The organism is Paucibacter hankyongi (assembly GCF_037482915.1).
GTDB lineage: Bacteria > Pseudomonadota > Gammaproteobacteria > Burkholderiales > Burkholderiaceae_C > Paucibacter_A > Paucibacter_A hankyongi.
In genome coordinates, this window is record NZ_JBBHJX010000006.1 from 143,211 (window position 1) to 157,709 (window position 14,499).

The 14,499-nt window shown below is 62.3% G+C and carries 14 protein-coding genes; 9 read left to right on the forward strand and 5 right to left on the reverse strand.

The genetic code is table 11. From position 1 onward, the window contains the following. Positions 1-4 precede the first annotated feature (4 nt). Complete coding sequence (locus WG899_RS11530) at positions 5-676, reverse strand: cation diffusion facilitator family transporter (protein WP_339595793.1); 672 nt, start codon at positions 674-676, stop codon at positions 5-7. A gap of 175 nt (positions 677-851) precedes the next feature. Further along, positions 852-1,322, reverse strand: a complete 471-nt coding sequence (locus tag WG899_RS11535) for a Cd(II)/Pb(II)-responsive transcriptional regulator (protein ID WP_339595794.1) — start codon at positions 1,320-1,322, stop codon at positions 852-854. 252 nt (positions 1,323-1,574) lie between these two features. Between WG899_RS11535 and WG899_RS11540 the strand changes: the two genes are divergently transcribed. From WG899_RS11540 to WG899_RS11550, 3 genes are all read left to right on the forward strand, one after another. Continuing rightward, positions 1,575-3,107, forward strand: a complete 1,533-nt coding sequence (locus WG899_RS11540; RefSeq protein ID WP_339595795.1) for a peptide MFS transporter — start codon at positions 1,575-1,577, stop codon at positions 3,105-3,107. A gap of 184 nt (positions 3,108-3,291) precedes the next feature. Then, the gene (locus tag WG899_RS11545) at positions 3,292-3,984 is read left to right on the forward strand and encodes a helix-turn-helix transcriptional regulator (RefSeq protein ID WP_339595796.1); all 693 of its coding nucleotides are present in this window, start codon (positions 3,292-3,294) and stop codon (positions 3,982-3,984) included. A 63-nt stretch (positions 3,985-4,047) separates the two neighbouring features. Further along, positions 4,048-4,698 (forward strand): Crp/Fnr family transcriptional regulator, encoded by a 651-nt coding sequence (locus WG899_RS11550; RefSeq protein WP_339595797.1) that lies wholly within the window; start codon positions 4,048-4,050, stop codon positions 4,696-4,698. A gap of 33 nt (positions 4,699-4,731) precedes the next feature. On the opposite strand, the gene WG899_RS11555 is transcribed toward WG899_RS11550, so the two are convergent. Beyond that, on the reverse strand, positions 4,732-5,712 hold the full coding sequence (locus WG899_RS11555) for a M48 family metallopeptidase (RefSeq protein ID WP_339595798.1): 981 nt from the start codon (positions 5,710-5,712) through the stop codon (positions 4,732-4,734). A 124-nt stretch (positions 5,713-5,836) separates the two neighbouring features. Here WG899_RS11555 and WG899_RS11560 point away from each other — a divergent pair, with 124 nt between their 5' ends. The 6 genes from WG899_RS11560 (at position 5,837) to WG899_RS11585 (ending at position 12,077) form a co-directional block, all read left to right on the forward strand. After that, positions 5,837-6,355, forward strand: a complete 519-nt coding sequence (locus tag WG899_RS11560; RefSeq protein WP_339595799.1) for a flavin reductase family protein — start codon at positions 5,837-5,839, stop codon at positions 6,353-6,355. A 149-nt stretch (positions 6,356-6,504) separates the two neighbouring features. Then, positions 6,505-7,248, forward strand: coding sequence for a substrate-binding periplasmic protein (locus WG899_RS11565; RefSeq protein WP_339595800.1), 744 nt, complete (start codon positions 6,505-6,507; stop codon positions 7,246-7,248). Beyond that, positions 7,248-8,027 (forward strand): substrate-binding periplasmic protein, encoded by a 780-nt coding sequence (locus WG899_RS11570; protein WP_339595801.1) that lies wholly within the window; start codon positions 7,248-7,250, stop codon positions 8,025-8,027. Before WG899_RS11565 ends, WG899_RS11570 begins: the two co-directional genes overlap by 1 nt. A 23-nt stretch (positions 8,028-8,050) precedes the next feature. Next, positions 8,051-10,393 (forward strand): ATP-binding protein, encoded by a 2,343-nt coding sequence (locus tag WG899_RS11575; RefSeq protein WP_339595802.1) that lies wholly within the window; start codon positions 8,051-8,053, stop codon positions 10,391-10,393. Between the two features lie 215 nt (positions 10,394-10,608). After that, positions 10,609-11,031, forward strand: coding sequence for a response regulator (locus WG899_RS11580; RefSeq protein WP_339595803.1), 423 nt, complete (start codon positions 10,609-10,611; stop codon positions 11,029-11,031). Between the two features lie 20 nt (positions 11,032-11,051). Then, positions 11,052-12,077: a GGDEF domain-containing response regulator gene (locus WG899_RS11585; protein ID WP_339595804.1), complete on the forward strand. Its 1,026-nt coding sequence runs from the start codon at positions 11,052-11,054 to the stop codon at positions 12,075-12,077. Between the two features lie 14 nt (positions 12,078-12,091). On the opposite strand, the gene WG899_RS11590 is transcribed toward WG899_RS11585, so the two are convergent. Both WG899_RS11590 and WG899_RS11595 read right to left on the reverse strand, forming a co-directional pair. After that, positions 12,092-12,355, reverse strand: a complete 264-nt coding sequence (locus tag WG899_RS11590; protein WP_339595805.1) for a hypothetical protein — start codon at positions 12,353-12,355, stop codon at positions 12,092-12,094. Between the two features lie 26 nt (positions 12,356-12,381). Next, entirely contained in the window at positions 12,382-14,292 is a 1,911-nt protein-coding gene (locus WG899_RS11595) for a potassium transporter Kup (protein WP_339595806.1), read from the reverse strand. Between the last annotated feature and the right edge of the window lie 207 nt (positions 14,293-14,499).

Here is a 14,499-nt window from a genome sequence, read left to right on the forward strand (position 1 = left end):
TGGCTTAATGAGAATGCCCGTGGTCGTGATCATGGCCGTGAGCCGCAACTGGCGCTCCACCCTGCAGTTCGCCCCGAGCCTGCTTCAGAATCTGCCAGCCGCCGCGCAGGGCCAGGCTGGCCATGATGGCGGCCACCAGCAGGTCGGGCCAGGCGCTGCCGGTGCCGAAGACGCCGAGTGCAGCAGCCATCACCGCGATATTGCCGATGGCGTCATTGCGGGTGCACAACCAAACGCTGCGCATATTGGCGTCGCCCTCGCGGAAGGCGTACAGCACCCAAGCGGCCAACAGATTGGCGCTCAGCGCCAGGACCGCGACCACGCCCATGGTGGCGGCCTCGGGCGGAGCGCCGGTCTTCAGATTCAACAAGGCCTTGGCCAAGACAAAGCCGCCCATGCCCAACATGCAGGCTGCCTTGAACAGCGCAGCGCGGGCGCGCCAAACCAGCGCCGCCGACAAGACCGCCAGCGAAACGCCGTAATTGATGGCGTCGCCCGCAAAGTCCACCGCATCGGCCAGCAAAGACAGCGAGCCGCTTTGCCCACCGGCCAGCACCTCCACCACAAACATGGCGAGGTTCAGCCCCAGGGCGATCCAAAGCGCGCGGCGATAACGCGGCAGGTTCTGGATGGTGGAGACGGCGGGGGTGTCGTGATTACAGCAGTGGGCGGACATGGTGAGCGGGCTTTCCTTGCATCGATGCCTGCATTGGAAAGCCTGTAGTGACACCAGAGTCAAGCTCAGGGTTTCAAAAAGGCCTGACACGACTATGGCTTGGCGGGCTACGAAGCCGCCGCCGTGTAGCGGCCCTGACCCTTGCGGCATGGGCGGTGCGTTGCAACGCTGGCCATCAAGGCGCGGCCGACTTCACCGCGGCCGGCGCGGCATGCTCGTGGCAGGCGCAGGCCTCACCATGCGCGGCCGCAACCAGCTCGGCCAGGATGCCGCAGCCCTGGCCTTCGTGATGCGCATGTTGACCGTCGCAGCGGGCTTTCAAGGCTTCCAGTTGTTGCTCAAGGGCGCGCATGCTGGCCAGGCGGGCTCGCACGCGTGCCAGTTGAGCCTCAACCAACCCGTCGACAGCGGCCAATTGGGCGCTATCGCGGCTGTTCAGGCTGGCCAGCAACTGGCCAATGTCGGCCAGCGAGATGTCGAGCGCGCGACAGTGGCGGATGAAGGCGAGCCGCTCCAGGTGCGATTGGGCATAGTCGCGATAGCCGTTGTCGCTGCGCGAAGGGCCGGGCAACAAGCCGCTCTTTTCGTAAAAGCGGATGGTTTCGATGTCGACGCCGGTGGCGCGACTGAGAGCTCCGATGCGCAAGGGGCAGATCCTTTGTGGTGGCCTTGGGAGTAGTTGTTTTAAGCATAACCCTCCCCATCAGGGCATGACGAATGGCACCCGTCGGTTCGAATGGCACTGGTGGGAACCCGAACAAGCTTGGGGGGGCTGCCCGGTGACAATACGGCCCGCAGCCGCCGGAGTACCGCTCTTGGCGGCTTGTCCTTTGTGGCGGGCTTGAGGGAAGCAAGGCGCAAGGGCATTCAACCAACAAGTCAGATCACGGAGAGTCGTTTGAACAAAATTCAAACTGCGGGTTCCAACACCATCCTCGGCCACCCGAACAGCCTGTTTGTCCTGTTCTTCACAGAGATGTGGGAACGCTTTTCTTACTACGGCATGCGCGCCCTGCTGGTGCTCTTCCTGATCTCGGAAACCGCCAAGGGCGGCTGGGGCTGGAGCCGAGCCGAGGCCACATCGCTGTATGGCTGGTACACCATGCTGGTGTACTTCACCCCCATTCTCGGTGGCTATATCGCTGACCGTTTCTTGGGTACACGGCGAGCCGTGCTGCTGGGCGGTTTCGTCATCGCAGCGGGTCATATCTCGCTGTTCATGGAGACCATCCCTTCCTTCTACTTGGGCCTGGCCTTGGTGATCGCCGGCACCGGCTTGTTCAAACCGAACATCTCCGCCATCGTCGGCCAGCTCTACAACAAGGACAACGAAGGCGCGCGTGACGGCGGCTACACCCTGTTCTATATGGGCGTGAACGCCGGTGCGTTTTTTGGCATCTCGCTGTGCGGCTATATCGGTGAAAAGATTTCATGGAACCTCGGCTTTGGACTGGCCGGCGTGTTCATGATTCTTGGCGCCCTGCAGTTCTTCTTCAGCCAGTCGGTGTTTGGCGACATCGGCGCAGCGCCGAGCAAGGAGAAAACAGCCGCCGCCAAGGCCGTCGACGACACGCCCGCCAATGTGGTGGCCGATCGCCTGAAGGCCGTCTTTGTGTTTGCCTTCTTTACCATCTTCTTCTGGTTCGCCTTCGAGCAGGCCGGTGGTTCCATGACCATCTTCGCGGCCGACTACACCGACCGCACCCTGGTCGGCACCAGCGGCTTGGTCTTCAAGATCGTCAACACGCTGATGACGGTGATCCCGGCGGCCGTGCTGACCTGGCTGCTGCTGCAGTTGCACCTGGCCACCGGCAAGAGCCAATGGCTGGGCAATCTGCTCTTGGTGCTGGCCTTCGCCCTGATCTGGGGCTTGGTGGTCTGGATGCTGGGCCGTGAATTCGCGATGGACCAAAGCGAAGTGCCGGCCACCTGGTTCGGCGTGCTGAACTCCTTCTTCATCGTGATCCTGGCGCCTGCTTTCTCCAAGATGTGGGACAAGCACTGGAACCCGAGCGGACCGGTCAAATTCGGCGTTGGCCTGGTGCTGCTGGGCCTGGGATTTGCTGCCCTGGCCTTCGGCGCTGCCGGCATTCCTTCGGGCGCCAAGACCGCCCAAGTCAGCATGCTCTTCCTGTGCTTGGCCTATCTGCTGCACACCATGGGTGAGCTGTGCGTGTCGCCAGTGGGCCTGTCCTACATCTCCAAGCTGGCGCCGGCGCGTTTGCTGGGACTGATGTTCGGCGTCTGGTTCTTGAACACGGCCATTGCCAACTTCATCGCGGGCAAGACCGGGGCCTATATCGACTACATCTCCTCGACCTATTCGATGTCCACCTTCTTCCTGATCTTCACCATCATCCCGGCCGCTGCCGGCCTGGTGCTGATGGCCTTGTCGCCTTGGATGAAGAAGAAAATGCACGGCGTGCACTGAGCGCTGAGCCGCTTCTCGGCTCGCTCTGCCCGAAAGGCCCTGCTGTGCAGGGCCTTTTCCATTTTGGCCGCGCTGTGCGGTGAATTGTTCACAGGGCGAGCGCCCAGGATTCACGGCCCATCGGCGACGGCTTTGTCTACCCTTCGCCAATGCGCGCTTTCAACGCGCGGCAAGGAGACAGCGTATGCGGCCCTCTGCTCTTTCGCCCGGCGAGGACATGGTGACTCAAGCTGGCCAGACTGAACGACGCCAAGCTGAGTCGCTCAGCCGGCATTGGATGAGTCTGGTGCTGGATGAATTGGACTACGGCGTGCTCTTGCTGAACCACGCCGGCCGGGTCTTGCATTGCAATTTGCTGGCGCGCCGTGAGTTGGGTGAGGGGCATCCGTTGCAACTCAGCGGCAATCAGCTGCGCTGCCGCAACCCCGACGATGCGGCGCCCTTGTCCGCGGCCATGCAGGCTGCCGAGGCGCAAGGGCGCCGCTGCTTGCTGCGGGTTGGCGAGGGCGAAGCCGCCGTCAATGTGGTGGTCGTTCCCTTGAATCGCGACGTGGCCCGGGCGGCCGTGCTGTTGATTCTGGAGCGGCGCGAGCTTTGCGGCGAACTGGCGGCGCAATGGTTCGCCCTGCAGCATGGGCTGACCCCATCCGAAACGGCGGTGTTGAAGGCGCTCAGTGCCGGTGTGAGACCGAGTTATGTGGCCGAGCAGCAAGGCGTGGCCATTTCGACCGTGCGCACCCAAATCCAGAGCATTCGTGCCAAGTCGGGTGCCGACAGCATTGCCGAGTTGCTGCGCCAGTTGGCCAAGCTGCCCCCCCTAATTTCAACCCTGCGAATGGAGCGGAATCCAAGCAACGTCGCATTGACACCACCCTGAGTCACAAACGCTCTCGTACTATTCGGCCTTTGACCGTGGCCCTATGGGGCGATTTGCGTACGAATGGATACCGACACAGCCGTCACGGTTCTCGCGACCGACCCCGACCTCGCCGCTTTGCCTCCCCACCTGCGCCTGCTGGCTGAGCGTGGCATCGCCCGCAGTTACCGCCGCGGCACCGTATTGATCGAAGAGGGTTCGCAGGGCGATTGCCTGTACCTGGTCTTGTCCGGCAGCTTGCGTGTTTACGGCTGTGACGCCAGAGGCCGCGAAGTGACCTACGGGATTTACGGTGTTGGCGAGTACGTCGGTGAGATGAGTTTGGATGGTGGGTTGCGCTCCGCAAGCGTCATCACCGAGGACGCCGCGCGCTGCGTGATGCTGGCCCGTACCAGTCTGCTCGCCCATATTGCCGAGCACCCGGAGTTTGCGTTCGAGCTCTTGACCAAGGTGATCCGGCGAGCCCGCGCGGCCACCTTGTCGACCAAGCAATTGGCGCTGAACGATGTGTATGGCCGTTTGCGCGCACTGCTGGAAACCTCCTCCGAGGACGGCGCCGATATTCATCTGACCCATCAAGCCATGGCGCAGCGACTCGGCTGCTCGCGCGAAATGGTCTCCAAGCTGGTCAAAGACCTGGAGCTGGGGGGCTATCTGATTCGGGTCGCAAACGGCCGTTACCAGCGCCTGAAGCCATTGCCGGCGCGCTGGTAAGTCGGCGTCTCCCGACTAACTAGCGCTTAAGGCCTAACTATTGCGTCGTACGGGTAGCGGCGGTGCAACCGCGAAGCGTTGGGTGGGCTTCTCGGCCTTGGCATAAAGCCCCTGCACCTTGGGCAGATTGGCCTGGATGTCCTGGATTCGCGTCTTACCGGCCGGGTGGGTGGAGAGCCATTGCGGCGGCGCCCCCTTGGAGGCCGCCCCCATCTTCTGCCACAGACTGATGCCGGCCTCCGGGTCGTAGCCGGCGCGAGCCGCCAGTTCCATGCCCACCAGATCGGCCTCGCTCTCATCCTCGCGGCTGAAGGTCAGGGTCAGCAATTGCCCGCCCATGTTCAAGACCGCGTCGCCGACATTGCCCAGGCCGAGCAGGCTGGACAGCGCGCCGGCGCCGAGGCGGGTGGCGTTGGTTTTGGCCAGGCGCTCACGCGCATGTTCGCGCAAGGCGTGCGCGACCTCGTGGCCCATGATGGTGGCTACTTCATCATCGCTGAGCTTGAGCTTTTCCAAGATGCCGTAGAAAAAGGCGATCTTGCCGCCCGGCATGCAAAAGGCATTCAGCTGTGGATCGGCAATCAGATTGACTTCCCAGCGCCACTGCCGGGCGCGCGGGTTCCAGCCAAAGGATTGCGGAATGATGCGTTCGGCAATCGAGCGCAAGCGAATCAGTTGCGGGTGTTTGGGCGGTGCCAGCGCCCCTTGTTGCTGCGCTTTTTGCATCATGGCCGCGTAGTTTTGGGCGCCGCTGCGCTCGATCCCTTCTGGCGAAACGAATTGCGCCAGCATGCTGCTTTTGCCGACCTCCACGCCTTCACGGGCCCAGGCGGGAGTCAGGGCGGCAGCCCCAAGCAAGCCGGTGAACAGGCGGCGGGACGGCTTGAATCCGGCCGGCTTGGCTGCGCCAAGGTTGCAGCCGCAACTGCTAAAACCGCCAAAGCCGACACCGGGTGTGGTGGCCGTGCTGTCTATCAACTGGGCGCAGGGATACTCAAACAAGTCTTGGGGCATGGCTAGGGACGAGCGCACAAAATTCGCTGACTGCTATTCTGAGGCCAGATGATGAAAGCCACTTCGCTCGGCCCATCTTTGCCCCGCAGCCTGTGCCGGCTTTGGCTTTGACTGACAATGCCGCATGCCGAAAACTACCGCCCCCACTATTTCTGCGCCAACCGGTTTGGACAGCCAGCGCTTTCGCTCGGCCCTGGGCATGTTTGCCACCGGCGTGACCATCGTCACCGCGCGCGCGCCGGACGGTAGCTTGGTCGGCCTGACCGCCAACTCATTCAATTCGGTATCGCTGAATCCGCAGCTGGTCTTGTGGAGCCTGGCGCAACGAGCCGGCTCAATGCCGGTGTTCAGCCGCGGCTCCCATTACGCGATCAATATCTTGGCGGCCGAGCAAAAAGAATTGGCCCAGCGTTTTGCCACCCGCGATATCGACCGTTTTGCCGGCGTCGTGTGGCATGAGGGCGCCGGCGGGGCGCCGGTCTTGGACGGTGTGGCGGCGGTGTTTGAATGCGCCAACCGCAGCCAGTACGAGGAAGGTGACCATGTCATCTTCGTCGGCGAAGTGGAAGCCTGCAGCTGGCGCGAAGGCGCGCAGCCGCTGATCTTCCACGGTGGGCGCTACTACACCGAACTGCCTTTGTAAGCGCAGTTTGCCTACCCCAGGCAAAACCTGACCCCATTGCCCCAGCTAGGCCATTGCGCCTTGCTTCCACTTCGCTAAGATGGCTCGGGCCTTGGTTGCTTGGGCATATCGACGTGCCAAGGGCGAGTTGACGACAAGGGGGGCAGGTGATGTCCGTAAGTTGGCTTCAAAGCGCGGCGCTGGTCTTGCTAAGCGTCTGTGCATGCACCTGGGCGCAGTCATCCAGCGCATCCGATACCGGCGCAGCCGTCCATCTGGTCACCGAGACTAGCCCCTATGTCTACGCCGAAGGCGGCAAGGTGGCCGGGCCGGCCACCGAGGTTTTGGAGCGGGTAATGAGCGCTTCCGGGGTCGAGACCTACGACATCAAGCTCTACCCCTGGGCGCGCGCTTATGACCTGGCCCTGACGCAGCCCAATGTACTGATCTATTTGATCGCTCGCACCCCTGAGCGCGAGAGTCGCTTCAAATGGGTGAGTGAGTTGTTGCGCCTGGAGTTCGATTTCTACCGTTTGAAGTCGCGCCCTGACATTCAAGTGCAGCGAATCAGTGATGCGCGGGCCTACAAAATCGGCGTGTCCAGAGATGACTTTCGGCATCAGTTTTTGAGCCGCAAAGGCTTCACCAAGCTGCTGGTCGAGCCGCAATCTATCGACAATTTCCGCCAGCTGCTGAGCCAGCGTGTCGATCTGGTCGTCATGACTGAAACCGATGTCAACAGCTATTGCAAGCAACTGAGCGTGGACTGCGCCCAGGTCGAGCGTGTCCATCGTCTCGACGAGCTTTCCTCACCCTTGTATGCCGCTTTCAGCCTGAGCACGCCCGATGAAACCGTCGAGCGCGTGCGGCGGGGTTTCGAGAAGGTCAAGGCCAGTGGCAAGGCCAAGCTTTGATGCGCTGCGATCGACGTCAGTTGCTGCTCGCTGGCCTGGCCTGCCTGGGCCGCCCAGTCTGGGCCGGGTCGGGCTTGCGCATCGTCAGCGAAGAAGCGCCGCCCTTCAACTACACGGAGCGCGGAGTGCCCACCGGCTTGTGCACGGAGTTGGTGCAGGCGGTCTTGAAGGAGTTGCAGCTCAAGGTTCCGATCGAGACGCTGCCATGGGCGCGCGCCTATGACATGGCCCAGCACAGCGGCGATGTCTTGATTTATTCCATTGCGCGCACCGAGCAGCGCGAGCATTTGTTCAAGTGGGTGGGGGTGTTGACCCAGGCCGACTACAGCTTGTTTGCCCTGGCCAGCCGAGGCCTGAAGCTGGGCCAGCTTTCCGACGCTTTGCAGCTGCAGACGGCAACCGTGAACGCCGACGTGGCCGAGCAGTTTTTGGAAGAGCGCGGCTTCGTCCGTGGTCGGCATCTGCAGTCGGGCTCGCGCAATGAGCTCAATCTTGAGAAGCTCCGGCAAGGGCGGGTCGATCTCTGGATCGCGCCCGACGTGATGGCGCGGCATTTGGTCCGCCAGGTCGGGCAGGACTTCCATCGTTTGTTGGCCAAGGCCTTGCCACTGCCCGAGCTGAGCGTGTCCTTTCATATGGCCTTCGGCCCTGCCACCCCGGACGAACAGGTCGAGATGTTCCGGCGCGGCCTGGAGGCCATCAAGCGGAACGGCCAGTACGAACTGATACGCAGCAAGTGGCATGGGGCTCGCAAGGGTGCCGAGGCCGCTTCGACCTGAGTTGCCCTGCAACTGGAGCCCCGATGTTCAAACGTTTAGCGCGCCACAACCAGTCTTTGGGCGCCCGCATGGTCTTGGCGACCTTGGCTTTTTGTCTGCTGTTCACCGTGGCGGCGGTGGCGGCCCATACCTGGTCTGCTTGGCAGAGCGGCCTGGCGACCATGACCAGCGAACTGGAGTTGATCGAAAAGGTCTACCAAAGCACGCTGCGCAAGGCCGTTTGGGACATGGACCGGGACTCGATCCAAACTCATCTGAGCAGCGTCGGCAATGTGCGCTCGATTGGACACATCGAGGTCCGCATTAAGGCCACCAACCGTCCCGCCGAAGTGGTGCAGTTCACCCGTCCAGGCTGGGAAGGGCCCGGCCGCGCGCCGTCGCGCACCTTGCCGCTCAGCTATCAGGCCTTTCCGGGTGCACCGATCGAGCCCTTGGGGGAGTTGTCCTTGGTTGGCGATGAGCGCGAGCTGTGGGCCTCGCTGCGTTCCTCGGTGCAGGCCATTGTGTTGACGCAGCTGTTGCAGTCCTTGTTGCTGGCCGGCTTCATCATGTTTTTGTTCAGCCGCGCGGTCACGGTGCATGTGCGGCGCATCGCCATGCATCTGGGGCGGTTGCGCCCCGAAGAAAAGACCGAACATCTGCTGCTCAATCGCTCGTCTAAAAACCGCGACGAGTTGGCCATGTTGGTCGGCGGGGTGAACCACCTGCAGGATCGCTTGAGCGACTATGTGCAGCAAAAGCAGCGGTATGAAACGGAGTTGGCCGATCACCGCGACCACCTGGCCGATGCGGTGCGGGAGCGCACCGCCGAACTTTCCACCGCCAATCAAGCGCTGGCTCAATCGGCCGATGTGCTGCGCCAGATCGGTGACATCGGCAAAGAGCTGACCACCAGTCTCGATGTGTACGCCATCTGCGTCGCCTTGCACCGCCATTTGCGCGACCTGCTGCCCCTGGATTCTTTTGGCGTTGCGCTGCTGTCCGCCGGCGGCGACCGGCTGGACCTGATCTATTACGTGGAAGACGGCGTGCTGGCGCCACCCTCGAGCTTTATGTTGACGGACACGCGCTGGCTGACGGTGCGCACCTTCTTGGAGGACCGTGAACTGATGATCGCCGACGAGGCGGCCGAATCCCCCACCCCGGAGGGCATCGTGCCTTCGGCGCCGATGTTGTCCGCATTGCTGCGGCCGCTGGTGGCGAACGGGCGCCGCATTGGCGTGGTGATCTGCCAAAGCCACCAGCGGCAGAACTTTCAGCAACGCGAGTTGGAAATACTGCGTTCGACGGCGGCCTATGCCGCAATCGCCTTGGCGAACGCCTCGGCTTACGCCAACGTCGAAGCAGCGCGGGGGCAGGCGGCGCGGGCCTTGGAGGAACTGAAACAGGCGCAGAGTCAGCTCGTCCAATCGGAAAAGATGGCGGCGCTGGGTCAGCTGGTGGCTGGCGTTGCGCATGAGATCAACACGCCGATCGGGGCCGTCAAGTCCAGCGGGCGCAATATTGCCGACGCGCTGCGCAACACGCTGGAGCAATTGCCGGCGGTGCTGCATTTGCTCGACGAGGCCGATCAGCAGCGCTTTGTCGGCTTGATCAACCGCATCAACCAGCCGCATGAGTTGCTCAGTTCCAGTGAGGAGCGCGCCCGCGCCCGCAGCTTGAGTCAAAGCCTGGAGGCCGCGGGCATCGATGGGGCACGCCACAAGGCTGGCCTGCTGGTGCAGTTGCGCGCTCAGGATAGTCTGGACGACTATCTGCCGCTGCTGCGCCATCCGCAGGTGGAGTTGATTTTGGACACAGCCCACAGCATGTCCACCATTGCCAGCAACACCGAGAACATCAATCTGGCGGTCGAGCGGGTGGCCAAAATCATCTTCGCGCTCAAGTCCTATTCGCGCTTTGACCAAGCCGAGGAAGTGGTGGACGCCGATCTGCGCGAAGGCCTGGAGACGGTGCTGACCATCTACCAAAGCAAGCTGCGCGGTGGCATCGAATTGGTGCGTCACTACCAAGACCTGCCGCGCATTCCCTGCCTGCCGGATGAGCTCAACCAAGTCTGGACCAATCTGATCCACAACGCCTTGCAGGCCATGCAATACAAAGGCGTGCTGCAGATCCGTCTGGAGCGCGATGAGCATTACGCCATCGTCATCATCAGCGACAGCGGCTGCGGCATTCCGCCGGAGCTGATCGGGCGCATCTTCGACCCCTTCTTCACCACCAAGCCGGTCGGCGAGGGCAGTGGCTTGGGCCTGGACATCGTGAAGAAGATCGTCGAGAAGCACCGCGGACGCATCGAGTTGCACAGCGAAGTGGGTGTCGGTACGAGCTTTTCGGTGTATTTGCCCTTGGCCACCATGCGGTAAGCGTCTGATGGTGAGGGGCAGTTCTCAGGGAGGTAGGCGCCGAGGCTGGGCTCAGGCCTGTGAGGCCTCTGTGAAAAAGACCGTTTTCGCTTCGTGTCGGCATTGCCGGCTCGAACGTAATATCGTGATGGGTCCACCATGCGGCATCGACCCACGCGACCGACAGCATCCATAGAAGGTCCAGTCGGTCCCCATGACTCGAGGGAGATGAGTTGATGCAAGGCATATTGCTGTGCGTGGATGACGAATTGATGGTGCTGAATGCGCTGCGCGACCAGTTGCGCAAGGCCTATGGCAAGCAGCATTTGATCGAGATTGCCGAAAGCGCCGAAGAGGGGCTGGAGATTCTTGACGAACTCAGTGGTCAGGGCCTGGTGCCCCTGGTGGTGATCTCGGACTTTCAGATGCCGGGCATGAAGGGCGACGAATTCTTGATTCGGGCGCGCCAGCGATTTCCTTTTGTCGTCACGGTGATGTTGACGGGCCAGGTTAGCGATGAGGCGCTGGCGCGGTTGCATCAACAGGGCAGCCTGCATAGCCTGCTGGGCAAGCCCTGGGATGCGCAGGCCTTGTTGGCCAGCATTGACGCCGGCCTGGAGAAGTTTGCCAATCTGCGGCCGCAGCCGAACCGGTGTTGAGTCGTTAGCCTGGGACAGACTTGGGGAGGAAACGCGAGATGGCCAATGAGGTGATTTTGTGCGTCGACGATGACAGCGGAGTGCTGACCTCGCTGCGCTCCTTGCTCGGCAAGAACCTGCAGCATGGGCAGTTGATCGAGATTGCCGAAAGCGGCGCCGAGGCGCTGGATTTGATTGACGAGATGGAGCGCGAAGGGCAGCAGTTGGCCCTGATCATTGCCGACTACATCATGCCCGGCATGAAGGGCGATGAATTGCTGGTGCGCGTGCATCAGCGCATGCCCGATGCACAGACCATCATGCTGACCGGGCAAAGCAATCTGGAGGGTGTGAAGCGCGCCATCAATGAAGCCCGCTTGTTCCGCTTTTTAGAGAAGCCCTGGCATAACGAAGATGTGCTGCTGACCGTGAGCGCAGCGCTGAATACCTACCATTTGAATGCTGAGTTGCAACGCCATGTGCGCGAACTCAGTCGCATGAACGAGGATCTGGAAAAGACCGTCAGCCTGCGTACCCAGGAGTTGTTGGAGAAGAACCAGGAGCTGGAGCAGTTGTCGGTGACTGACCGGCTGACCAAGCTCTACAACCGTTTGTTCCTCGATCGGGTGCTGGAGCGGGAGTTCGCCGCGGCCGGCCGCAAGTCACGCAGCTTTGCCTTGATCTTGCTCGACATCGATCGCTTCAAACGCGTCAACGACACCTATGGCCATCATGTCGGCGATCAAGTCTTGGTCAGCCTGGCGCTGTTGTTGCAGCAACGCGTGAGGGGCAGCGATGTGGTCGGGCGCTGGGGGGGCGAGGAGTTTTTGATCATTTGCCCGGATACCGAGCTGGCCGGTGCGCGCCAGCTGGCCGAAAACCTATGCCGACATGTGGCGGCGCATGCCTTCCCCCATGTCGGTGAATGCACCGCGAGCTTTGGCGTGGCCGCCTATATGCCGGGTGACACGATTGCGTCGGTTGAGACCCGTGCCGACAAGGCGCTGTATGCCGCCAAACAGGGCGGCCGCAACCGCGTGGTGGTGGGCGAGCGGGCCAGCGATTAGGGCGGCATAGGCCATCAGCGCTCTTTACCCCAACACCAGCGCGGCGGCTCTCCCTTGAGCCAGCAAATGCCGATCAAAACGCCCGACAGCAGCGTCACGCTGGCAAAGAAGGCAATCGGGTGCGCGTCTGGCGAAAACACAATGGAAGCAAGGGTGATCAGCAGGCAAAAGCTCAGCAGCACCAGCCAGCCCTGCCAGCAGCTCGGGGGACCCCAGCCCCAGCCATAGGTCTTGGCCGGGAACCAGATCGCTTTCTTGGGCGTGTCTGCGTCGGACATGGGGACTCTCCTTTTTGTTTGGGCGCTCAGATCTGCACCCGCGTGCCCAGTTCCACCACCGCGTTGTCCGGCAGGCAGAAGAACTCGGCCACGCCGCCGGCGTTGCGGCTCATGGTGGCAAACATGCGTTCGCGCCAATTGGCCATGCCTTCGCCTTCGGTCGGCACCACGGTCTCGCGGCTGAGGAAGTAGCTGGTCTCGAAGCTGTTGATGTGCAGGCCCTTGGCCGCGCACATCGCCAGTGCCTTGGGCACATCCGGCTGGTCCATGAAGCCGAAATGCAGGGTGACGCGCCAGAAGCTGCCCGGCAGTTGCTGCAACTCGACACGTTCTTCGGCATCGACCCAGGGCCGGTCATGGAAGACCACGGTCAGGATCACATTGCACTCATGCAGAACCTGGTTGTGTTTGAGGTTATGCAGCAGCGCCTGCGGCACGGTGTCGGGGTTGGCCACCGCATAGACGGCGGTGCGGAAGGCTTTGTTGCTCACGCTGCCTTCGCTGAGGTTTTCCAAAAATGGAGTCAGCTCCAGGCCTTCGCTGCGGATGCTGCCCATCAGCAGCTCTCGGCCACGCTGCCAGGTGCTCATGATGATGAAGAGTCCCAAGGCAAAGGCCAAGGGGAACCAGCCGCCATCGACAAACTTGAGCGCGCAACCGGCCACCAGCAAAACATCCAAGGCCAAGAAGAACAGCGTGGCCGAGATCGCCAGCCAAGCCGGCAGACGCCATCCGTCGCGCACCACGAAGAAGGTCAGCACGGTGGTGATCAACATGGTCAGCGTCACGGCGATGCCGTAGGCGCCAGCCAGGGCCGATGAATTGCCGAACAACAGCACCGCCGCCACCACGCCGCCCAGCAAGGCCCAGTTGACGGCCGGCATATAGATCTGCCCGACCTCGCTGGCCGAGGTGTAGCGCACGGTCATGCGCGGCAGGAAGCCGAGTTGGATGGCCTGCTTGGTCATCGAGTAGGCGCCTGAGATGACGGCCTGCGAAGCAATCACCGCGGCCAGCGCGGCCAACACCACCATCGGCAGCAGCCATTGCTCGGGGAACATGCGGTAGAAGGGATTCTCGATGGCCGTCGGGTCGCCGATCAGCAGCGCGCCCTGGCCCATATAGTTCAGCGCCAAGGCGGGCATGACCAGCGCGGTCCAGGCCAGACGGATGGGCTTGGCACCGAAATGGCCCATGTCGGCATACAAGGCTTCCGCGCCGGTCAGGGCCAGCACGATGGCGCCGACGGCGGCAAACACATGCCAGCCGCGCGCCATCAAGAACTCCCAGGCATGCAGCGGATTCAAGGCCGCCAAGACCTGCGGCTGCTGCTGGATATGGTGCACACCGATGATGGCCAAGACTAGGAACCAGAGCGTGATCACCGGGCCGAAGACCTTGCCCATGGCATGCGTGCCGTAGCGCTGCACCATGAAGAGGGCCAGCAGCACGCCCAGTGAGATCGGCAGCACATAGGGCTTGAAGCTGGGCGTGATGACCTCCAGGCCCTCGACCGCACCCATGACCGTGATGGCCGGGGTGATGATGCTGTCACCATAGAACAGCGTGGCGCCGAACACGCCCAAAAGCAGCAAGCCCTTGTGCAAGCGCGCCCGTCCCGTGCCGACCGCTTTGGCGGCCAAGGCGGTGAGCGCCAGGCCACCGCCTTCGCCGCGGTTGTCGGCGCGCAGGATCAGGATCACGTATTTGAGCGTCACAACCAGCATCAGCGCCCAGATGATGGTCGACACCGCGCCGATCAAATTGGCCTGGTTCAGCGCCACGCCGGTGGCGGGCAGGAAGATTTCCTTGACGGTGTAGAGCGGGCTGGTGCCGATGTCGCCATAGACGACACCGATGGCGCCCAAGGTCAGCGCCGGCAGCGCCTGGCGCTGCGGGTGACCGCTGGGGGAGGAGGCATGGGAGGCTGAGGACATCTTCTCAACGGTGGGTTTAGATGTCCGCACTGTGCGCCTGGGCGTATCAGGAAGGCATAAGGATGCGTGGGGCCAGGGTCGTGGCGCTGGCTTGGGGCGCTTTAGGTCAGTGAGGCAGCTCCGCCGCCGGTCGGCGCATACCTTGCTTCGTCGCACAGCCTTTGCGGGTCAAGCCGGCGAAAAGTACCGTGAGGCCTCATTCACTTC